Here is a 21,306-nt window from a genome sequence, read left to right on the forward strand (position 1 = left end):
GGAAAAATGCGATGAATCAATTCGCGATTCTGTACGGAGATCGATTTATCAGGCCGACCTGGTAAAAGCATGGCCAGCCTGACGGCAGGCCGTTAGCGGCCCGCACACAAAAAATCTGACACTCTCCCGGAATACCAGTTGGAATACTGCACCCCACTTGATCACCTGTTTACAGTCGATTTGGCCAGAACTTTCGCAACCACGATTGGCAGTGAACTGCCTCTAGCTAGCTGTCAGCACTGGCAAAAATCGGCCATAAGCGGACTCAATCCGGCGACTGGCGACTGTTCACAACTTAAAGCGGAGGCTCCAGGTAGGCACCCACAGTGTTAGACTCGCTGCTTTGCCCCTACTCCAAGGAATTGTTGCGTGAACACGGAAAATCATTCCCAGACGGCCGCCTTTCTCTGGTCGATTGCCGACCTGCTGCGTGGTGATTTCAAACAGTCCCAATATGGCCGCATCATTCTGCCGTTCACTTTGCTGCGGCGGATGGAGTGCGTGCTGGCGCCGACCAAGGACGAAGTGATCAAGCAGACTTTCGCTCAGGAAGGCCGCCCCGATACCGTGCGTGAGATGATTCTGCTGCGCGCGGCCAGCCAGCAATTTTTCAATGCCTCGCCGCTGACCCTTGGCACAGTGTCAGATACACAGACCGCTTCCGACCTTATGAGCTACGTGCAGGCCTTCAGCAAGGACGCCCGGGAAATCTTCGAGTACTTCCATTTCGAGGATTTCGTTCAGCAGCTGGAAAGCGCCAATTTGCTGTATCAGGTTGTACAGCGTTTCGCGGCTACCGATCTCAGCCCCGAATTCATCAGCAACTTCGGCATGGGCATCATCTTCGAAGAACTGATCCGCAAGTTTGCGGAAAGCTCCAACGAAACTGCGGGGGAGCACTTTACTCCGCGCGATATCGTTCACCTCACCACCTCGCTGGTGATCACTGATCAGGACCACAAGCTCGCGCCCAACAGCATCGTCACCATCTACGACCCAACTGCGGGGACGGGTGGATTTCTGTCTGAGGGGGATGAGTACATCCAGTCCATCAGCGAAAAGGTCAGCGTATCTCTGCACGGCCAGGAGCTGAACCCCGAGTCCTACGCCATCTGCAAAGCGGACATGCTGATCAAGGGGCAGGACGTGGGCAGCATCAAGCTTGGTAATACCCTCTCCAACGACCAACTGGCCGACAACCGCTTCGACTTCATGCTCAGCAACCCGCCGTTTGGCGTGGAATGGAAGAAGGTGCAGAAACAGATCACCGACGAGCACAGCCACAAGGGTTTTGACGGCCGCTTCGGCCCGGGCCTCCCGCGAGTATCCGACGGTTCGCTGCTGTTCCTTCTGCATCTGGTCAGCAAAATGCGTGACCCGCGCGAAGGTGGCTCGCGCATCGGCATCATCCTCAACGGTTCGCCGCTGTTCACCGGTGCAGCGGGTTCAGGTGAGTCGGAGATTCGCCGCTATCTGCTGCAGAACGACTTGGTCGAAGCCATCGTGGCGTTGCCGACTGACATGTTCTACAACACCGGCATCGCCACTTATGTATGGATACTCAGCAACAAGAAAGCCGCTGCACGGCAGGGCAAGGTGCAGTTGATCGACGGCAGCCAGCACTACGCCAAAATGCGTAAGTCGCTGGGCAGCAAACGCCAATACATCACCGAGGATCAAATCAACGAACTGGTACGCCTGTATGGCAGTTTGGAGCAAACCGCACAGAGCAAGATTTTCCCCATTGATGCCTTCGGCTATCGGCGTATCACGGTCGAGCGTCCGCTGCGCCTGAACTTCCAGACCAGCGCCGAGCGCATCGTCAAGGTATTGGAAGAAAAGGCCCTGCAAAAGCTCGCCAGCGCGGCCCAGCAGCAACTGCTAGCCGCCCTCCACGCGATGGACGCCACCGTGTTGCACCGCAACCGCGAACAATTCAGCAAGCTGCTCAAAAAAGCCTTGGCAGCGCACGACGTCAATCTCAGCGCGCCAGAGCTAAAAGCCCTGCTTAGCGCCTTAAGCGAGCGCGACCCCGAGGCGGATATCTGCATGACCAAAGACGAGCCGGAGGCGGATGCGGGCCTTCGAGATAACGAGAATGTGCCGCTGGGCGAGTCGGTGTACGACTACTTCCAGCGCGAAGTCATCCCCCATGTGTCGGATGCCTGGATCGACGAAAGCAAAACCGATGCTCAGGACGGCAAGATCGGCATTGTTGGTTTCGAGATCCCGTTTAACCGTCACTTCTACGTGTTCCAGCCGCCGCGTCCTCTTATCGAAATCGACCGTGATCTGAAAACCTGCACCGATCGCATCAAGCAGATGATCGAGGGGCTATCGGCATGAGTTTTCCAGCATATCCGGTCTACAAGGACTCAGGTGTCGAATGGCAAGGGGCTGTACCTGCTGATTGGCCTAGATCCGCATTAAAGTATCTTGCCGACTATCAGAACGGTTACCCATTCAAGCCGGATGACTGGGGTGTAGAAGGGCTTCCAATTATCCGTATCGCTCAGCTTACAGGTGATAGCGCGCCAAATTATTACGCCGGAGAGCTTGATGATTGTGTCCGGGTTAATGATGGCGATTTACTATTTTCATGGTCTGCGACGATCGACTCGTTCATTTGGTCAGGTGGCGACGCCTGGTTGAATCAGCATATATTTAAAGTCACGTGTTCAGATGAGGCTGATCAACAGTTTTTGTTCTATTTAATAAAGCTTGTCGCACCGAAATTGGCAGATTTTGACGCTCATGGCAGCACCATGAAGCACATTAAGAAAGAGAGCCTTTCTGAGCGTCTTCATGTTCCAACGTTGTTAGAACAAGTTCAAATTGCCCGCTTCCTCGACCACGAAACCGCCCGCATCGACGCGCTGATCGAAGAACAACAGCGTCTGATCCAACTACTTAAAGAAAAGCGCCAGGCAGCCATCTCACTCGCCGTCACCAAAGGGCTCAATCCCACGGTACAGATGAAAGACTCCGGCGTTCAGTGGCTAGGCGAGGTGCCGGCGCATTGGCGAAGCCGAAAAGTGAAGCGGCTTTTCACGCAGAGTAAGCAGCAGGGGTACACGGATATGGAGGTCCTGTCTGTGTATCGCGATTATGGCGTTATTAAAAAAAGCTCACGCAACGACAACAATAATAAGACTCCTGATGATTTGTCGCTGTACCAATTGGTCATGGCTGGTGATTTGGTAGTTAATAAAATGAAAGCTTGGCAGGGCTCGCTTGGCGTGTCCGACCACCAAGGGATAACTAGTCCTGACTATGTTGTCTACCGTCCCTCTCATGGCGAATCATCAAAATTTTTACACTATCTATTTCGCGCCAGTCATATGCCAAAGGTATATCTGTCCATCTCTAACGGCATTCGTCCTAGCCAGTGGCGGATAGAGCCTGAGAAATTCGAACAGATTGAGGTGTTTCTCCCTGCAAAAGCAGAGCAATTGGAGATTGTTAGGTATCTGGAAAACCAGCTAACAAGAATTGATGAATTGATATTGTGTTGTGAGCAGGCGAGTAAGTTTTTGTCGGAACGCCGTTCTACCCTAATCTCCGCCGCTGTCACCGGCAAAATCGACGTGCGCGGCTGGCAGCCTCAGGTCAACACGCCATCCCCCGAACTAGCAGAAGAGGCCGTGTAATGGCGGACAGCAAGGAAGCGCAATTCCAGCAGGACATCATCGGCGCCCTGGCCGCCCAAGGTTGGCTAGTTGGCACCGCCAGCGGCTACGACCGCCGCACAGCGCTGTATACCGAGGATGTGCTGGGCTATTTCAAGGAGGCTTGGCCGGATCGCTGGGACAAGTTTGTCAAGGCCAACCCGAACAACCCAGATGATGTGCTGGTGCAAAAGCTGGTGCGCGAGTTGGAGAAGAGCGGCACCCTGGATGTGCTGCGCCATGGCTTCAAGCTGCCGGCGGTGAAGGTGGAGCTGTGCAGCTTTCAGCCTGATCACGGCATGAACCCGGATACCCTCAAGCGCTACCAGTGCAACCGCCTACGGGTGGTGCCGGAGGTATCCTACTCACCGCATGCGCGTGATGCTGGCAGCAGCGGGCAGAGTTACAACCCGCGTCTGGATCTGGTGCTGTTCGTCAACGGTATCCCCACTGCGACGCTAGAGCTGAAGAGCGAATTCAAGCAGTCGGTGGAAAACGCCAAGCGCCAGTATCGTAATGACCGCCCAGTAAAAGACCCGCTAACGCGCAAACCTGAGCCGCTGCTGACCTTCAAACGTGGTGCGCTAGTGCACTTTGCCGTGGGCCAGAACGAAGTGGCGATGACCACCAAACTTGCGGGTAAAGACACCTTCTTCCTGCCGTTCAATCTCGGCAGTGAGGAAGGCGGCGCGGGCAACCCGATGCCTGACGATGACAGCCAATACGCCACCAGCTACCTGTGGCAACGCCTGTTGCAGCCAGATGCCTGGCTAAAAGTGCTGGGGCGCTTTCTACACTTGGATAAGAAAGCCAGCGAAGGCTTTGACGGCACTCTGGTGACAAAGGAAACGATGATCTTCCCGCGTTACCACCAGTGGGAAGTGGTCAACAAACTCATTGAAACCACCCATGCCGAAGGGCCGGGCAGGCGCTATCTGATCCAGCACAGCGCGGGCTCCGGCAAATCGAACTCCATCGCCTGGACTGCGCATCAACTCGCCTCGATGTACAACGCAGAAGGACAGCGGCTGTTTAACTCGGTAATCGTCGTCACCGACCGCACTGTGCTCGACAGCCAGTTGCAGAACACCATTTATCAATTCGAACACGCTCAAGGCGTGGTCAAACCGATCAGTCGTGACGTCGGCAACCAGAGCAAATCCGAACAATTGGCGGAAGCGCTGGCGGAGCAGACGCGCATCATCATCGTCACCATCCAGACCTTCCCTGCGCTGTTCGACGCTCTGGATAAATATCCCAAGTTGGCGAGCGGGCGCTATGCAGTCATTGCCGACGAGGCGCACTCGTCGCAAACCGGCTCGTCGGCCAGCAAGCTGAAACAAATTCTCGGTAGCGATGCATTGGATGCCGAAGAAGTCAGCGCCGAAGACCTTCTGGACGCCGCTGTACAAGCGCGCCAACCGAATGAGCGCATCAGCTACTACGCCTTTACTGCTACGCCCAAAGCCAAGACTCTTGAGCTATTCGGTCGCCCAGCCGACCCGAGGCTTCCGGCCAGTTCCAGCAACAAGCCGGAGGCGTTTCATCTGTATTCCATGCGCCAGGCTATCGAAGAGGGTTTCATCCTCGACGTACTGCGCAACTACACAACCTACAGCACCGCGTGGAAGATTGCCCACCCGAATGGCGAAGAGGACGACGAGGTGGACAGCAAAAAAGCGCGCATCAAGTTGGCGCGCTGGGTGCGTTTGCATCCCTACAACATCAGTCAAAAGGTTGAGGTGATCGTCGAGCACTTCCGCGCCAACATTCGTGGCCTGCTCAATGGCCAAGCCAAAGCCATGGTCGTCACCAGCAGCCGCCAGGAAGCAGTGCGTTATCAGTTGGCAGTGAAAGCCTACGTACAGCAGATGGGTTACAAAGACGTACACCCGCTGGTGGCGTTCTCCGGCAGCGTGTTGCCGGATAAGGTGATTCCCGAAGAGGTGACGGAAAACAGCGGCCTGCTCAACGCAGGCCTGAATGGTCGCGACCTGGCGGACGCTTTCGACACTCAAGACTTCAACGTGATGATTGCCGCCAATAAGTACCAGACCGGCTTCGATCAACCCAAACTGTGCGCCATGTACGTGGATAAGAAGCTGCAAGGTGTGGACTGCGTGCAGACCTTATCGCGGTTGAATCGCACCTTTGGTGACAACAAGCAAACCTTCATCCTCGATTTTTTCAATGAGCCGCAGGACATTCTCGACGCGTTCTTGCCGTACTACACCAAAGCCGAGCTGACCGACGTAACTGACCCGCAGATTATCTATGACCTGCAGAAGAAACTGGATGCCGAGGGGATCTATTACTGGCAGGAGGTTGAGGCGTTCGCCATGGGCTTCTTCGACCCCAAGGCGGCAGCCAGCAAGCTCAGCTTCTACTGCACTCCCGCTAAGGAGCGCTTTGCCAAGCGTTATGCGTTTTCGTTGGAGTCGCGCCAGCAGGCGCTGGACTACAAACACACCGCTGAAGCCCATGGCGACAGCGCCGCCCTGAAAAAAGCTGAACATGCGTTGAAAGAGGCTGGCGAGCAGGTTGACCAGCTTGATCTGTTCCGCAAGAACCTACAAAGCTTCGTGCGCCTATACGAGTTCCTCTCGCAGATCGTGCCCTACGAGGATCACGAGTTGGAGCAGCTCTGTGTTTATGCCAAGCACTTGCACCCCCTGTTACGGGTGGATCGCCTTCAACAAGACGACGTAGACGTGGGCGAGCTGCAACTGAGCCATTACCGCCTGAGCAAGCGTGCCGAACACCAATTGCGCCTGAGTGAGGAAGAGGGCGAATACTCCCTCAAACCTGGCAATGATGTTGGCAGCGGCAAGCCGCATGACCCAGAAAAGAAACGGTTGTCAGAAATCATCGAAGCGCTCAACGATATTTTCGGCGCAGAGGTGAGCGATGACGACCAGCTTCAATTCCTCACCGGCATCGCCCAGCGCATCAGTCGTCAGGAAGATGTGATGGCTCAAGTAAATAGCCACTCAGTGAATCAGGTGATGCACGGCCTATTTCCAAAGCGTGTGCTCGACACAGTACTTGACGCCATGACTGATCACGAGAAGCTGTCGCTTGAGGTGCTGGATAACGAGACGAAGAGCCGGGCCTTTGCTTTAGTGATTCTGAAAATGCTCAAGTCGGCAGTTACGCTGAATGACCTCGGTGGCTGAAAGGCTGCCATGCCGTTATGGATAGCAAGCCTGCATTAGCTACGTCACGCCCTGGGCGTAGCTGCTACCGATCCCTAGACGCCGTCAATATATACAGCTGTTGGCTGGGCACATTTCTTTGGGGGCAGGATATAAAGAGACCAGTTATAGCTTGTAGAGTGGATGGTCTCAGAAAAAAATAGGTTTGTAGCATTTCGCTAGCACCTTTTTGCCCGGGATGTGTATAGTCTTCGTACGCGATCCATAAACCCCACCTGCCCAACAGTGGGGTAACGAGTTACCGTGGCATCTCTGGCGAGCAGTTCCACGGTAGCAGCGCTTCGTAGTCTGCTACCGACGAGGCGTGCGGTAGCCGCTCAAGTACGTGGCGCAGCCACGTATAAGGCTCTTGGCCGTTGACCTTGGCGGTCTCGACCAGGCTGTAGATCTTCGCGCTGGCACTGGCGCCGTTGACGGTGTCGCTGAACAGCCAGGCCTTGCGTCCTATGACAAACGGCTTGATCGCTCTTTCGGCCGTATTGTTATCGATGGGCAAGTAACCCGCTTCGACATAGCGCTCCAGTCGACTCCAGTTATTCGCCAGGTAATGCACTGCCTTGCCCAACGCACTTTGTGCGGTCACCTGCGACTGGGTTTTATCCAGCCAGCTTTTCAGTTGTGTCAGGATCGGCAGGCTTTTCTCCTGTCGACCAGTAAACCGCTGTTCATCACTGACGTCCTTGAGCTCGCGCTCGATGCCGTACAGCTTGTTGATCATCGCCAGCGCGATATCAGCCCGTCCGGTTTTACCTTTGGGCTGCACTTTTTGCGCGTCCAAGAACTTGCGTCGCGCATGGGCCATGCACGCCAGTCGCTCCACGCCCGGCTGCAACGCCAACGCGTTATAGCCGGCGTAATCATCAGTCATGACGTAGCCACGGTAACTCTCCAGCAAGCGCAACGGCACCCCCTGCGCACGGCTGGACGTGTAATCAAACAGCACAACTTTTCGATCCGGGGGGCTACTGGCTTGCACCCACATCCAGGATTGGCTGGTCGGATCTCGATCCGGTTCTTTCAACACCTGTACACGGGTTTCATCGCAGTGAATCACTGGGCTTTCCAGCAACCGATCACGCATCAAATTAAGAAATGGCTGGAAATGCTGGCTGCACGGGATCACCCAGCGTGCCAGCGTTTGCCGAGGGATATCGATACCGTGACGGCTAAGTACCGTTTCAAACCGATGCAACGGTAAACCGTCGACATACTTGGTGGTCAGTAGCATGGCCAGCACGCTGAGGCTGGCCATGCTTTTCTCGATCAACTGGGCGGGCTTGTCGGCGGTGACCGGTGCGGCTTCACAGCCACGGCAAGCGTAGATCTTGCGGATATGTTTGATGACCCGGATCTGCATCGGCACGATATCCAGTTGCCCACTGGTTTCTTCCCCGATGGCATGTTTGCGGCAACCGCAAGCACAGGTCAGTTCGTGTTCGGGCAGTTCGTGGATGACTTCGATACGCGGCAGATTGGCTGAAAACGGCTTGCGTTTGCCACGACGCACTGTGGGTGCAACGACTTTCTCATCGGCGTCACCGACTGAAGGCATGATCGTGTCCCGAGAAGTGGTGTAACTGAACCAGCCGAAGGCGCCCAGCGGGCGAAAGAGGGTGGTCATCGTGGTTCTTGGCTAACGTTGAGTTTGCGAAGACCTAACACTCACCAGGAAAACCACGATGACCAAGCCCACTATCGCACTGACCGAGTTGGTTGAGAAAGGGGCAGACGCTGATCTGATCAAGCAAATGATCCAGTTCGTTGCCCAGCGCATGATGGAATTCGATGTCGAAAGCCTGTGCGGCGCCGGCTTCGACGTTAAAAGCCCTGACCGGATAAACAGCCGCAACGGCTACCGGGATCGCCTCTGGCAAACCCGCGCTGGCGATGTCGATCTCAAGATCCCGAAACTGCGTCAGGGCAGCTATTTCCCAGGCTTTCTTGAGCCTCGTCGTACTGCCGAGAAGGCCATGGCGGCGGTGATCCAGGAAGCCTATATCCAAGGCGTTTCAACGCGTTCGGTGGACGAGCTGGTCAAGGCCATGGGCATGACCGGCATTTCCAAGAGCCAGGTGTCACGGCTGGCTGGCGAGATCGATGAACGCGTCCACGCCTTCCTTGATCGCCCTCTGGAAGGCGACTGGCCTTACCTGTGGATCGACGCCACGTACGTCAAGGTGCGGGAGGCCGGACGCATCGTCTCGGTCGCCGTAATAATTGCCGTGGCCGTGAACACGGATGGTGGCCGCGAAGTCTTGGGCATGCGGGTTGGGCCGTCGGAGGCCGAGCCGTTTTGGACGGACTTCCTGCGAAGCCTTATGCGGCGCGGCCTGCGTGGCGTGAAGTTGGTCATCTCCGATGCCCACGAAGGTTTGAAGGCTGCGGTTTCCAAGGTCTTCAACGCGACCTGGCAGCGCTGCCGCGTACACTTCATGCGCAACGCCATGGCCCATGTCGGCAAGGGCCAGCGCACCATGGTAGCGGCGCTTCTGCGCACGGTTTTCGCCCAAGATAGCCGCGCTGAATGCCACCAACAGTGGCGCTTGGTTGCAGACCAACTGCGCGAAAAGTACCCCAAGATCGCAACACTCATGGACGGGTGCGAGGACGAGGTGCTGGCGCACATGGCGTTTCCCAAAGCGCATCGACAGCAACTGCACAGCACCAATCCACTGGAGCGGCTCAACGCAGAGATCAAGCGCCGCACCGACGTCGTGGGCATCTTCCCCAACGATCCTGCGATCACAAGGCTGGTAGGGGCGATGCTGCTGGAGCAGAACGACGAATGGTGCCTGCAACGGCGATATATGCAGTTGGAGGCCTTTGAATCCGTCAGTGATAATCCACAGGCCAAGCTGTCGGCCGTAATCAACTAAACAGCAAACTCAGTGGCCAGCGCCATGATGAGTTACACCACTTCTTGGGACACGATCCTCCGGGATTAGTAGGTCACTACAAACTACCCACTTTAAGGAAATTTCCTTCCCATTAGCGGTTGCGAATAAGTCCGCCTCAAGGCTACATTCCCCAAGTCGCAGCAAAATCTGCGACCAGGTGTAGGAACCTGCTGGTAAACTTGGCGCTCGCACAAGGCGCCCCATCACATCGGCTGGCGCCTTTTTTGCGTCTGCTGTGATGTCATGGCGGCTGTGTGTGGGCAGGCTTTGGCCTGGCCGGGTTCCAAGTTTCCCGGTATTCCTACCCCACGCACAGCTGCCACCCAATCCCGTAGGAAGGATCGTGGTAGCTCCAACCTCAAACTTGGAGCCTCATGCATGCTAATTCGCATTCTGAGCAGGATCCCCGCATCCGCTCTCCGCCGGCCAACCCCTGCGGCCACCCCATCCCCAGCTTTCTACCCGATCGACAGCCAAGCCCTCGCCGACTGCGCCAAGCAGGAGGTGTCCCATGACTGACCGTGAGCATTTGTCTACCCTCCAAAGCTACGTCTGGACGCTCGAGCTATTAGGCGAGGCGCTTGTCCAGCATGACGAGGTGCTGGAGTGTGAGCACAACCCGCAACTGAGCGTCCGCAACACCGCGGGCATTCATCAGGCGATCCGAATCATCAGCCGGCTGGCCAGCGAGCAGTTCGCCAAGCTGGAGGTGATGAGGGAGGAGGGGGAAAGGTGATGGCGTGCTGCCTTTGAGGCACTGAATCCCGCACACAAAAAAAGACGCCCAAAGGCGTCTTCTTCTGTTTCGGATTTGGTGGAGCCGGGGGGATTTGAACCCCCGTCCGCCAGTACTCCGCTGTCGGTACTACATGCTTAGCCATCTCAACTGAGTTAATCCGCAGCCGCCCGAGTGGCAGGGTGCTTTGGACGAGTTGGGTAAGTTTTAGTCGCTTTGCCCCCAACGTGCTACACGACGATCCTGTTCTGTATGACAATCACTTCGGGTTTACAGGCATCCCCTGGTGATTGCTGGAGCCGAAGCTACCAGGAGAGCGGGCTCAGCTGCTTACGCAGCGAGAGCGTAGCCCTCGTAGTTTTCGTCATTGGCAACTATAGAAAGTTGCAACAGTGGATTTACGAGTTCTGTTACCAACTCGGCATGCACCTAGAGTTTCGCGACCGGCGTCGAATCCTAATCGGCCCCACACTCAGCTCTAGCTGACGTATCTCGCGACACGTGCCGCGCAGTATACGCCTTTACACGGGCGGCGTCGACAGCGGGTGCCGCCGCCCTTTCCACGGCCCTGAATCAGGCGCCGCTGCTGCCTTTTTCAATCTGTTTCAGACGCTCCAGCACCTGGTTGGTGATGGTAATGCATTCCTCTTTGTTGCCTTTGGCCTGGGCGGCCTTGGCTTTGTCGATGTGCTTATTGAGGGTATCGACCAGGTCTTCGGAGGTGGCGCCGGTGGTGGCCATTTCGTCGTTGATCTTCTGCAGGTTGATCGCACACAGGTCGTCGGCAGCGAACACCGGCGAGGCCAGCAGGGTGGCAGCCGCGAATACGGCGGAAAACGCAGTACCTTTCATGGGTGTCTCCTCGTGAAGGCCGCGGGAAAGTGGGCCTGAAAAGTGGACTGTGGCCTTTGGCCAAGGGTTCCATTGGCGTTGCCGGAGGTTTGCGCACGAAATGTTGCGAAGGTAAAGAGGGTGAGGCAACCGGTCACGCGGCAAACAACCACACAGCCTGTGCTGGCGTTCGGGTCTATGCTTGGCTTCAGTCGTTGATCTGGATCAATCGTTCCAGATGCAACGATATGGCCGACCGGCCAGGTTCCCTGCGATCGAACAGAACAATCCGACAACAGCGCACTCGATCATCTGTAGGGGCAGTGAGCGTGCGGGTCACGAGCCCGAACGCCTGATTACCTGAAGAGGAAGCATCATGTTCGGTTTGGAAGCCTTGGAGCTCGCCCGAATCCAGTTTGCGTTTACCGTCTCCTTCCATATTCTGTTCCCGGCCATCACCATTGGTCTGGCGAGCTATCTTGCGGTGCTCGAAGGCCTCTGGCTGAAGACCGACAACCGCGTCTACCGTGACCTCTACCAGTTCTGGTCGAAGATCTTCGCCGTCAACTTCGGCATGGGCGTGGTCTCCGGGCTGGTCATGGCCTATCAGTTCGGCACCAACTGGAGCGGGTTCTCCGACTTCGCCGGGTCGATCACGGGTCCGCTGCTCACTTACGAAGTGCTCACCGCCTTCTTCCTGGAAGCCGGTTTCCTGGGCGTCATGCTGTTCGGCTGGAACCGCGTGGGCCGAGGGCTGCACTTCTTCGCCACGGTGATGGTGGCGATCGGCACGCTGGTGTCGACCTTCTGGATCCTCGCCTCCAACAGTTGGATGCAGACGCCCCAGGGCCACGAGATCATCGACGGTCGTGTGGTGCCAATGGACTGGTTCCTGGTCATCTTCAACCCGTCGTTCCCCTACCGCCTGATGCACATGGCCACGGCCGCGTTCGTGGCCACGGCGTTCTTCGTCGGTGCGTCGGCGGCCTGGCACCTGCTGCGCGGGCGGGACAACCCGGCGGTGCGCAAGATGCTGTCGATGGCCATGTGGATGGCGTTGATCGTCGCGCCCATTCAGGCGGTGATCGGCGACTTCCATGGCCTGAACACGCTCAAGCACCAGCCGGTGAAGATCGCGGCCATCGAAGGGCACTGGGAGAACACGCCGGGCGAGCCGACGCCGCTGATCCTGTTCGGGCTGCCGGACATGCAGGCCGAGACCACGCGGTTCAAGATCGAGATTCCGGCGCTGGGCAGCTTGATCCTGACCCACAGCCTGGACCAGCAAGTGCCGGCCATGAAGGAGTTCGCGCCTGAGGATCGGCCCAATTCGACCATCGTGTTCTGGTCGTTCCGGGTCATGGTCGGGCTGGGCATGCTGATGATCCTGGTCGGTCTGTGGAGCCTGTGGCTGCGCAAGCGCGGCACTTTGTACAGCTCGCGGCCGTTCCTGTACCTGACGCTGTGGATGGGGCCGTCCGGGCTGATTGCCATTCTGGCTGGCTGGTTCACCACGGAGGTGGGGCGCCAGCCGTGGGTGGTGTATGGGCTGATGCGCACCGCCGATGGGGTGTCCAACCACAGCACCCTGCAGCTTGGCTTCACCTTGGTGATGTTCGTGGTGGTGTACTTCGCGCTGTTCGGCACCGGCCTGGGCTACATGATGCGCCTGGTGCGCAAGGGCCCGGCCAGCGACGAGGGCGACAGTCAGCCGCCGGGTGGTCCGGGGCAGCAACGCACGCCGGCGCGGCCGTTGTCCGCCGCCGATGATCGCGGTACGCCGCAGCACGCCAGCCTGAACGAGGGGAACTGAGCCATGGGTATCGATCTGCCACTGATGTGGGCCGTGATCATCATCTTCGGGGTGATGATGTACGTGGTCATGGATGGTTTCGACCTGGGTATCGGCATGCTCTTCCCCTTCGTCAAGGGCGAGCGTGACCGCGATGTGATGATGAACACCGTCGCCCCGGTCTGGGACGGCAACGAGACTTGGCTGGTGCTGGGCGGCGCGGGGCTGTTCGGGGCGTTTCCGCTGGCCTATTCGGTGGTGCTGGAGGCGCTGTACCTGCCGTTGATGCTGATGCTGGTGGGGTTGATCTTCCGGGGCGTGGCCTTCGAGTTCCGCTTCAAGGCCACCGACGACAAGCGTCACCTGTGGGACAAGGCGTTCATCGGCGGTTCGCTGGTGGCGACGTTCTTCCAGGGCGTGGCGCTGGGCGCCTTCATCGAAGGCTTCAAGGTGGTCGATCGGCACTATGCCGGTGGCACGCTGGACTGGCTGACGCCGTTCAGCCTGTTCAGTGGGGTGGGGTTGATCGTGGCCTACACGCTGCTGGGTTGCACCTGGCTGATCATGAAGACCGAAGGCCCGCTGCAGAAGCAGATGCACGACCTGGCCCGGCCGTTGGCGCTGGTGCTGCTGGTGGTGATCGGCATCGTCAGCCTGTGGACGCCGCTGGCCTACGGGCAGATCGCCGAGCGCTGGTTCAGCATGCCCAACCTGATCTGGTTCATGCCGGTGCCTGTGCTGGTGCTGGTGACCTTCTACGGCTTGCTCAAGGCGGTGGCGCGGCATGCCAATTACCTGCCGTTCCTGCTGACGCTGGTGCTGATCTTCCTGGGCTACAGCGGGCTAGGCATCAGCCTGTGGCCGAACATCATTCCGCCGTCGATCTCGATCTGGCAGGCCGCTGCGCCGCCGCAGAGCCAAGGCTTCATGCTGGTGGGCACGCTGTTCATCCTGCCGCTGATCCTGGGGTACACCTTCTGGAGCTACTACGTGTTCCGCGGCAAGGTGCGCCACGATGACGGGTATCACTGAGGAGGGCAGGGTGATGACGGTCGAAGAGAAGAAGCCGCTATGGCAGCGCTTGGGCTGGTTGGTGCTGATCTGGGCACTGAGCGTCGCGGCGCTGGGCGTGGTGGCCTATGGCATGCGCCTGTTCATGAATGCGGCGGGTTTGACCACCCATTGAGCGGGGACGCGCCAGTGTTCGCTTGAGATCGCCGGGGCCGCTTTGCGGCCCTTTTCGCGACGCAAGGCCGCTCCCACGCAGCCGGCGCGGTGTCAGACAGATTGGGAGATCATCGAGCGCAAGGGGCTAATGGCGCGACTGTCTTGCTCAATTTCTGGCAGCTCACCGGCCCTTGTGGGAGCGGCCTTGCGTCGCGATGGACCGCGCAGCGGTCCCAGGTTTTCAGCTTCGCCGCACCCATCGCCGGGGCCACCTCCACACATGTCCAGGCATTACTTGCGGGCTTTGAGCACCACGAACTTGGGCGTCGCGGCCACTTGTTCAACGCCGCGGAACAGCCGCGCCAGTTTGCTGTGATAACCCAGGTGGCGGTTGCCGACGATGTACAGCGCGCCGCCCACCACCAGCGCTTCGCGCGCTTGCTGGAACATGCGCCAGGCGAGGAAATCGCCGACCACCTGCTGCTGGTGGAACGGTGGATTGCACAGCACCACGTCCAGCGACTGCTTGTCCTGCCCCGCCAGCCCGTCGTCCGCACGGATATCCGCCAGCCGGTCGCCCAATGCCGCCTGCCAGTTCTCCCGCGCCGACTGCACGGCCATGTACGACTCATCCACCAAGGTGTGCTGCGCTTGCGGGTTGAGCAGCGCGCTGGCGATGCCCAGCACACCGTTGCCGCACCCCAGGTCGGCGATACGTGCCTGGCCCAAGTCGCGCGGCAGGTGGGGCAGGAAGGCGCGGGTGCCGATGTCCAGGCCTTCGCGGCAGAACACGTTGGCGTGGTTGAGCAGCTCCAGCGCCGGGCTGTCCAGACGGTAGCGCGTGGGATAGGGCGACACGGCCTGTGGGCGTTCGGCGAACGTGGCGGTCAGCAGACGCGCTTTCTTCTGTGCCAGCGACGCCTGCACCGGGCCGATGTAGCGCTCCAGCAAATCGCCCGCCGCGCGCGGCAGGTGCTTGATCATGGCGCCGGCGATCACTTCGGCGCCCGGCGCCAGATGGCCCTGCAAGCGAATCAACTGCTCTTCGAGCAAGGCCAGGGTCTTCGGCACGCGCACCAGCACGCGGTCGAACGGCCCCTGCCAAGCGGCGCTGGCCGGCACGAATGGCACGCAGTCGAAGGGCTTGCCGTTGCGCGCCAGGTTCTTCTCCAGCGCCAGGTGAGCCAGGTGCGAGTCACCGCTGCTGATCACTTGCACTTGCCCAGCCAGGCTCGCGGCCAGGGCGCCGAAACTGTCGTTGAGAATCAGCACCCGGGCGTCGGCGGCGGGCGCCTGGGTGGCCAAGTGCGAGAGCAGGTATTCGTCGGCGGCGTCGAAGGCCTGTAGCGGGTCGTTGTTCTGCTCCGGCTGGCGGATCAGGTCGAGTTCGGCGAAGGGGCTGATGAGCAGAGGCATGGGAAACGGGCTCGAAACGGCTGTGCGCGCAGAGCTCGTCTGCGTGCTGGAAAACGCTCGATTCTACAGGCTTTGCCAGGCAGCGGCAGTCACTTCCAGATCAAGCCGCGAGCCGCGGCGACCGCAACGGCAGCGGTCTTGTTGGTGACGCCGAGTTTGGTGATGACGCTGCGGATGTGGAAGTTCACGGTGCTGGGGGAGAGGGAGAGGATGCAGGCGATGTCTGAAGCGGTCTTGCCGTCGGCTGTCCATTTGGTGACTTCGAGTTCGCGCTCTGTCAGCTCATGGGACGGGCTTTCCGCTCGGCGGTGGTGCTCGCAGATCAGCTCGTGCAGCACATTGTGCAACCATAAAAGCTGTGCGCTTTTGCTGAGCAGTTCGTGGGCGGAAATACGGCGCTGACTGCGTGCCACGCTCAATTGGCTCTCGTGGTTGTAGCGGTCGTAGAGCGACTGCGTCCAGCCATGACGCAGGCCATGGGTACACGCGGCCTCACGAAAATCGGGCACCTCGTCGTACAGCTCATCCTCCCACAGCACCGGAACGGCGCTGATGCGGCTGCGGTTGATGGCCGGGTCCTGGAGGATGAAATCGCGGTCGGCGCGAAAGCGCTCGTTCCACGCTTGGGGAAAATTGTTGTACAGGATGGTCTGCGGGTGACGTGCCGGAATGTGCAGGTGCAACACCAGCCCGAGGTACATCATGCCCATCTCTTGCGCCAGCAAGATGGCCTGGTCGAACATTCTTTCGGGGTGCCGCTCCCCGAGCAGGGTCTGCAGCTTTTCTTGCTTCCAGTGCGGCATGACGCTGCTCCAGTTGGATCCAGGATTGGACTTGCCCACTTGAGTGTAGAAAAAGCTGTAAAAACCGCTGGGAATTTTTGGCTATAGCGACGAAGTGCAGGGTAATTTCCTGCTCATAAGCTATACGCCTACAGCCGTGCGGTGTTTCTTCGCGGCGGTTTGCGAGACACTGGGCGCAATCATTCCAGGAGCCCCCCATGACCGCCAGCGCCGACAAATACACCTCCCAGACCTTGCTCGATGTGCAGCCACTGACGCCGAACCTGTTCAGTCTGCGGGTCACACGCGATCCGGGCTTTCGTTTCCGCTCGGGCCAGTTCGCGCGTCTGGGGGTGACCAAGGCCGATGGCAGCGTGGTGTGGCGTGCGTACTCGATGGTCAGCGCCCCGCACGACGAGTTTCTGGATTTCTTCTCGATCGTGGTGCCGGATGGCGAATTCACCAGCGAGCTGAGCCGCTTGCAGAAGGGCGACAGCCTGCTGATCGAGCGCCAGGCCTACGGCTACCTGACCCTGGACCGCTTCGTCGACGGCCGCGACCTGTGGCTGCTGGCCACCGGCACCGGCATCGCGCCGTTCGTGTCGATCCTCCAGGACTTCGAGGCCTGGGAGCGCTTCGACGCCATCAAACTGGTGTATTCGGTGCGTGAAGCCAAGGAGCTGGCCTATCTGGACCTGATCGCGGGCCTCGAGCAGCGTGAATACCTGACCGAGTTCGCCGGCAAGCTGCAGTTCATCCCGGTGGTCACCCGCGAATCCCACCCCGGCGCGCTGAACGCGCGCATCACCACGCTGATCGAAACCGGCGAGCTGGAGCGCGCCGCGGGCCTGGAGCTGTCGCCCGAGCACTCGCGCATCATGCTCTGCGGCAACCCGGAGATGATCGACGAGACCCGCAAAGTCCTCAAAGCCCGCGACCTGCAACTGAGCCTCAGCAAACGCCCCGGCCAAGTCGCGGTCGAGACGTATTGGTGAGGTAGCGGCAAGCGGCAGGTAGTTGCAAGCTGCAAGCTACAAGCGGCAAGTAGGAGCGGTGCGGTGCGCGCTCCCGCTTGCCGCTTGCCGCTTATAGCTTGCCGCTGTTGTTCTTGAGGAGGTCGCGGATTTCGGTGAGCAGGGTTTCCTGCGGGGTCGGGGCCGGGGGCACGCTGGGGGCCTTGGCTTCTTCGCGCTTGAGGCGGTTGATCGCTTTGACGCCCATGAAGATGGCGAAGGCGACGATGATGAAGTCGATCACCGTCTGGATGAATTTACCGTAGGCCAGCACCACCGCCGGCACATCGCCTTGGGCGGCTTTGAGGGTGATTGCCAGGTCGCTGAAGTCTACGCCGCCGATCAGCAGGCCCAGCGGCGGCATGATCACATCGCCCACGAACGACGAGACGATCTTGCCGAAGGCCGCGCCGATGATGATACCCACCGCCATATCGACGACATTTCCCTTGACCGCGAAGGCCTTGAATTCGTTGAGCACGCCCATGTGTTCTTCCTTTGTAACAAGTGATGAGTAAACGCAGTGTAAGCCACGGAATCGATTCTTGTACTGCGTGGGGTACAGACTGCCATCAGCCTGAATAGTTTTGTCGCTGGCCGTTGCCGCCGAGGCACGCGCGCGTTCGGCTATCATGGCGGTCTTTGCCCAGGAGACTGACCCGATGGCCAAGGCCAAGCGCTTGTATGGCTGCACCGAGTGCGGCGCGACCTTCCCCAAATGGGCCGGCCAGTGCGGTGAATGCGGCGCCTGGAATACCCTGGTCGAAACCATGATCGAGAGCGGCGCTGCAGCGGCCCCGGCCGGGCGCGCCGGCTGGACCGGGCAGCAGGCGCCGATCAAGACCCTGGCCGAAGTCAGCGTCGAGGAAATCCCGCGCTTCACCACCAGCAGTACGGAACTGGACCGCGTGCTCGGCGGCGGCCTGGTCGACGGCTCGGTGGTGCTGATCGGCGGTGATCCGGGCATCGGCAAGTCCACCATCCTGCTGCAAACCCTGTGCAACATCGCCACCCACATGCCGGCGCTGTACGTCACTGGCGAGGAGTCGCAGCAACAGGTGGCCATGCGCTCGCGGCGCCTGGGTTTGCCCCAGGACCAGCTCAAGGTGATGACCGAGACCTGCATCGAAACCATCATCGCCACCGCTCGCCAGGAAAAGCCGCGGGTGATGGTCATCGACTCGATCCAGACCATCTTCACCGAGCAACTGCAATCGGCGCCCGGCGGCGTGGCCCAGGTGCGCGAGAGCACGGCGCTGCTGGTGCGCTACGCCAAGCAGAGCGGCACGGCGATCTTCCTGGTCGGCCACGTCACCAAGGAAGGCTCGCTGGCCGGGCCGCGGGTGCTCGAGCACATGGTCGATACCGTGCTGTATTTCGAAGGCGAATCGGACGGCCGCCTGCGTTTGCTGCGGGCGGTGAAGAACCGCTTCGGCGCGGTCAACGAACTGGGTGTGTTCGGCATGACCGACCGTGGCCTGAAGGAAGTCTCCAACCCCTCGGCGATCTTCCTCAACCGGACCCAGGAGGAAGTGCCCGGCAGCGTGGTGATGGCGACTTGGGAGGGCACCCGACCGATGCTGGTGGAGGTGCAGGCGCTGGTCGACGACAGCCACTTGGCCAACCCGCGCCGGGTCACCCTGGGCCTGGACCAGAACCGCCTGGCCATGTTGCTGGCGGTGCTGCACCGCCACGGCGGCATTCCCACCCACGACCAGGACGTGTTCCTCAACGTGGTCGGTGGGGTCAAGGTGCTGGAGACTGCCTCGGACCTGGCGCTGCTGGCAGCGGTGATGTCCAGCCTGCGCAACCGCCCGCTGGCCCACGGCTTGCTGGTGTTCGGTGAAATCGGTCTGTCCGGCGAGGTGCGCCCGGTGCCCAGCGGCCAGGAGCGTCTCAAGGAAGCGGCCAAACACGGCTTCAAGCGCGCCATCGTGCCCAAGGGCAACGCGCCCAAGGAAGCGCCGGCTGGACTGCAGGTGATCGCGGTGACGCGACTGGAGCAGGCGCTGGACGCGTTGTTCGAGTGATCGACTCACTTGCAACTGATTCTCAGTAGCGAGTAGCATTCCGCCACCTTGCGAGCACCAGCGGGAGTGCGTGTGGCGGAGTCCGACCTCAAGCGCTTGTTCATCAAGCATGCGAAAACCTTGCAGGGCCTGCTCACGCGCAAGGTGCGCGATCCGCAGTTGGCCGCTGACCTGGTGCAGGAGAGTTTCCTGCGCCTGGCCGAGCAGCAGCGTCAAGAACCCTTGGATAACCCGCCTGGCTACCTGTACCGCACCGCGCACAACCTGATGATCGACCACGTGCGCCAGCAGCAGCGACGCAAGACCGACCTGGTGCCCCACGAAGCCCTCGAAGGCATCGTCGAGGACCGTCCGGGATTGGACGAGCAGGTCGCCCGCGAGCAGCACTTGCGGCGCTTGCTGGCGATTGTCCAGGCGCTGCCCGAGCGCACTGGGCAGGTCTTTCGCCTGAATCGCCTGGAGGGCATGACCCACGCCGAGGTCGCCCGTCACCTGGGTATTTCCGACAGTTCCGTGCAGAAGCATCTGGCCAAGGCGTTGGCCTATGTGATGCAGTGCCTGGACGAGGATGGCTGACCAACGGTTTACTGAAAAACGCCCCTTCAGACGTCAGCCCAGACATAACCAGATCGCGAGAGAACCGTGTGACTAGCCAGAACCCGCCCGAGCAAGCGATTCGCGAGCAGGCCGCCGAGTGGGCGGTGCGCGCCGCCAGTGGCGTACTCGACCCGGCGCAGCAACGGGCGTTGGCCCAGTGGTGCGCTGCCGACCCGCAGCATGCCCAGGCCTATGCCTTCGCCCAGGCAACCTGGGCCGACCTCGGCGGATTGGCCGCGTTGACGTCCTCGCGCCCTCGTGCCGCCGCCCGTCCGCTGCGTCGCCGTTCCCGCCTGCGCCAGGCCATGACCGGCGTCGCCGCGCTGCTGGTATTGGCCTTCGGTGTCGCGCAGGCCCCGCACTGGCTGCTGCAATGGCGTGCCGACTACGTCACCGGCATGGGTGAAGTGCGCCAGGTGACGCTGCCCGATGGCAGCCAGGTCGACCTGGATGCCCGCAGCGCCATTGCCCTGGACTTCGATGACCAGCAGCGCCGTGTGCGCTTGCTGGCGGGAGAAGCGGTGTTCAGCGCCGCGCCGGTTTCGGCGCAGGAACCGCGGCCGTTCGTGGTCGAGCATGCTGGCGCCACCACCCGCGCGCTGGGTACGCGCTTCGTGGTCGGCGATGCGGGCGCAGGCGGCTGGGTCGGGATGCTCGAGCACCGGGTGGCCGTGCACCTGCTCAACTCGCCGGACCGGGGGCGCGCCGATCAAGTGGTGGAGCAGGGGCAGGCGGTGCGCTACGACCAGGCAGACGGTGTGCGTCCCTGGCCGCAGCAGGACCTGCAACGGGCCACCGACTGGGCGCGCGGTGTGCTGGTGTTCGAGCGCCAGCCGCTGGCCGATGTGGTGGCTCGGCTCAATCACTACCGCAGCGGGCAATGGCTGGTTTTGAATGAGCAACTGGCCCGGCGCGAGGTGAGCGGGGTGTTTCGCCTCGACCAATTGGCCACCGTCGGCGCGGTGTTGAGCGATGAGCTGCAGGCCCGTCGGCTCGAACTGCCCGGCCTGACCGTCATCTACTGACCCCGTCGCGCCTCGGCACCTCTATGGGCGGCCAATCGCGGCTGCCGCAGGTCGCGCGCTACTTTTGCAGGCGCGGCGACTGAGCTGACATCCCCGCGCAGCCGCTGCCATTGCTGCCTTGAGCATCTTTTTTCATT

General features: G+C 60.1%; 16 protein-coding genes, 1 other RNA gene and 1 pseudogene. 12 read left to right on the forward strand and 6 right to left on the reverse strand.

All coding sequences use genetic code 11. The annotated features are described in order from the left end of the window. Positions 1-369 precede the first annotated feature (369 nt). Genes Q6A47_RS22375 through Q6A47_RS22385 form a run of 3 tightly spaced genes read left to right on the forward strand, consistent with a single transcriptional unit; the run spans position 370 to position 6,844 of the window. Complete coding sequence (locus Q6A47_RS22375) at positions 370-2,346, forward strand: type I restriction-modification system subunit M (protein WP_304485419.1); 1,977 nt, start codon at positions 370-372, stop codon at positions 2,344-2,346. Beyond that, positions 2,343-3,650, forward strand: coding sequence for a restriction endonuclease subunit S (locus Q6A47_RS22380; RefSeq protein ID WP_304485420.1), 1,308 nt, complete (start codon positions 2,343-2,345; stop codon positions 3,648-3,650). Before Q6A47_RS22375 ends, Q6A47_RS22380 begins: the two co-directional genes overlap by 4 nt. Next, positions 3,650-6,844 (forward strand): type I restriction endonuclease subunit R, encoded by a 3,195-nt coding sequence (locus Q6A47_RS22385; protein WP_304485421.1) that lies wholly within the window; start codon positions 3,650-3,652, stop codon positions 6,842-6,844. The genes Q6A47_RS22380 and Q6A47_RS22385 overlap by 1 nt, the downstream gene beginning before the upstream one ends. Before the next feature lie 277 nt (positions 6,845-7,121). Here the strand turns inward: Q6A47_RS22385 and tnpC are convergent. Continuing rightward, positions 7,122-8,435: pseudogene (tnpC, locus tag Q6A47_RS22390) on the reverse strand (IS66 family transposase); the annotation flags it as partial. A gap of 127 nt (positions 8,436-8,562) precedes the next feature. Between tnpC and Q6A47_RS22395 the strand changes: the two are divergent. Then, entirely contained in the window at positions 8,563-9,759 is a 1,197-nt protein-coding gene (locus Q6A47_RS22395) for an IS256 family transposase (protein ID WP_304485422.1), read from the forward strand. A 532-nt stretch (positions 9,760-10,291) separates the two neighbouring features. After that, positions 10,292-10,516: a hypothetical protein gene (locus Q6A47_RS22400; RefSeq protein WP_116889250.1), complete on the forward strand. Its 225-nt coding sequence runs from the start codon at positions 10,292-10,294 to the stop codon at positions 10,514-10,516. 76 nt (positions 10,517-10,592) lie between these two features. Here the strand turns inward: Q6A47_RS22400 and ssrA are convergent. Then, positions 10,593-10,984, reverse strand: a transfer-messenger RNA (tmRNA) gene (gene ssrA, locus Q6A47_RS22405). Positions 10,985-11,089: 105 nt separating this feature from the next. Continuing rightward, positions 11,090-11,368 (reverse strand): PA2433 domain-containing protein, encoded by a 279-nt coding sequence (locus Q6A47_RS22410; RefSeq protein ID WP_304485423.1) that lies wholly within the window; start codon positions 11,366-11,368, stop codon positions 11,090-11,092. Between the two features lie 355 nt (positions 11,369-11,723). On the opposite strand from Q6A47_RS22410, the gene Q6A47_RS22415 reads away from it, so the two are divergent. The 3 genes from Q6A47_RS22415 to Q6A47_RS22425 are packed head-to-tail and all read left to right on the forward strand — an operon-like array spanning position 11,724 to position 14,325. After that, positions 11,724-13,160: a cytochrome ubiquinol oxidase subunit I gene (locus Q6A47_RS22415; RefSeq protein ID WP_304485424.1), complete on the forward strand. Its 1,437-nt coding sequence runs from the start codon at positions 11,724-11,726 to the stop codon at positions 13,158-13,160. Positions 13,161-13,163: 3 nt separating this feature from the next. After that, positions 13,164-14,171: a cytochrome d ubiquinol oxidase subunit II gene (gene cydB / locus Q6A47_RS22420; protein ID WP_304485425.1), complete on the forward strand. Its 1,008-nt coding sequence runs from the start codon at positions 13,164-13,166 to the stop codon at positions 14,169-14,171. Between the two features lie 13 nt (positions 14,172-14,184). Next, on the forward strand, positions 14,185-14,325 hold the full coding sequence (locus tag Q6A47_RS22425; protein WP_037028932.1) for a DUF2474 domain-containing protein: 141 nt from the start codon (positions 14,185-14,187) through the stop codon (positions 14,323-14,325). Positions 14,326-14,597: 272 nt separating this feature from the next. On the opposite strand, the gene Q6A47_RS22430 is transcribed toward Q6A47_RS22425, so the two are convergent. After that, positions 14,598-15,722, reverse strand: coding sequence for a methyltransferase (locus tag Q6A47_RS22430; RefSeq protein ID WP_304485426.1), 1,125 nt, complete (start codon positions 15,720-15,722; stop codon positions 14,598-14,600). An 89-nt stretch (positions 15,723-15,811) separates the two neighbouring features. Continuing rightward, complete coding sequence (locus tag Q6A47_RS22435; RefSeq protein WP_304485427.1) at positions 15,812-16,525, reverse strand: autoinducer binding domain-containing protein; 714 nt, start codon at positions 16,523-16,525, stop codon at positions 15,812-15,814. A 197-nt stretch (positions 16,526-16,722) separates the two neighbouring features. On the opposite strand from Q6A47_RS22435, the gene Q6A47_RS22440 reads away from it, so the two are divergent. Further along, positions 16,723-17,499 (forward strand): ferredoxin--NADP reductase, encoded by a 777-nt coding sequence (locus tag Q6A47_RS22440; RefSeq protein WP_304485428.1) that lies wholly within the window; start codon positions 16,723-16,725, stop codon positions 17,497-17,499. Positions 17,500-17,590: 91 nt separating this feature from the next. Here the strand turns inward: Q6A47_RS22440 and mscL are convergent, their stop codons facing one another. Continuing rightward, the gene (gene mscL / locus Q6A47_RS22445; RefSeq protein ID WP_304485429.1) at positions 17,591-18,004 is read right to left on the reverse strand and encodes a large-conductance mechanosensitive channel protein MscL; all 414 of its coding nucleotides are present in this window, start codon (positions 18,002-18,004) and stop codon (positions 17,591-17,593) included. A 175-nt stretch (positions 18,005-18,179) separates the two neighbouring features. Here mscL and radA point away from each other — a divergent pair, with 175 nt between their 5' ends. From radA to Q6A47_RS22460, 3 genes are all read left to right on the forward strand, one after another. Next, on the forward strand, positions 18,180-19,547 hold the full coding sequence (radA, locus tag Q6A47_RS22450; protein WP_304485430.1) for a DNA repair protein RadA: 1,368 nt from the start codon (positions 18,180-18,182) through the stop codon (positions 19,545-19,547). Between the two features lie 72 nt (positions 19,548-19,619). After that, positions 19,620-20,123 (forward strand): RNA polymerase sigma factor, encoded by a 504-nt coding sequence (locus Q6A47_RS22455; protein ID WP_304485431.1) that lies wholly within the window; start codon positions 19,620-19,622, stop codon positions 20,121-20,123. Between the two features lie 68 nt (positions 20,124-20,191). Continuing rightward, positions 20,192-21,169 (forward strand): FecR family protein, encoded by a 978-nt coding sequence (locus Q6A47_RS22460; protein ID WP_039580337.1) that lies wholly within the window; start codon positions 20,192-20,194, stop codon positions 21,167-21,169. Positions 21,170-21,306: the final 137 nt, after the last annotated feature.

The sequence above is a fragment of the Pseudomonas boreofloridensis genome, from assembly GCF_030580795.1.
Taxonomy (GTDB): Bacteria; Pseudomonadota; Gammaproteobacteria; order Pseudomonadales; family Pseudomonadaceae; genus Aquipseudomonas; species Aquipseudomonas boreofloridensis.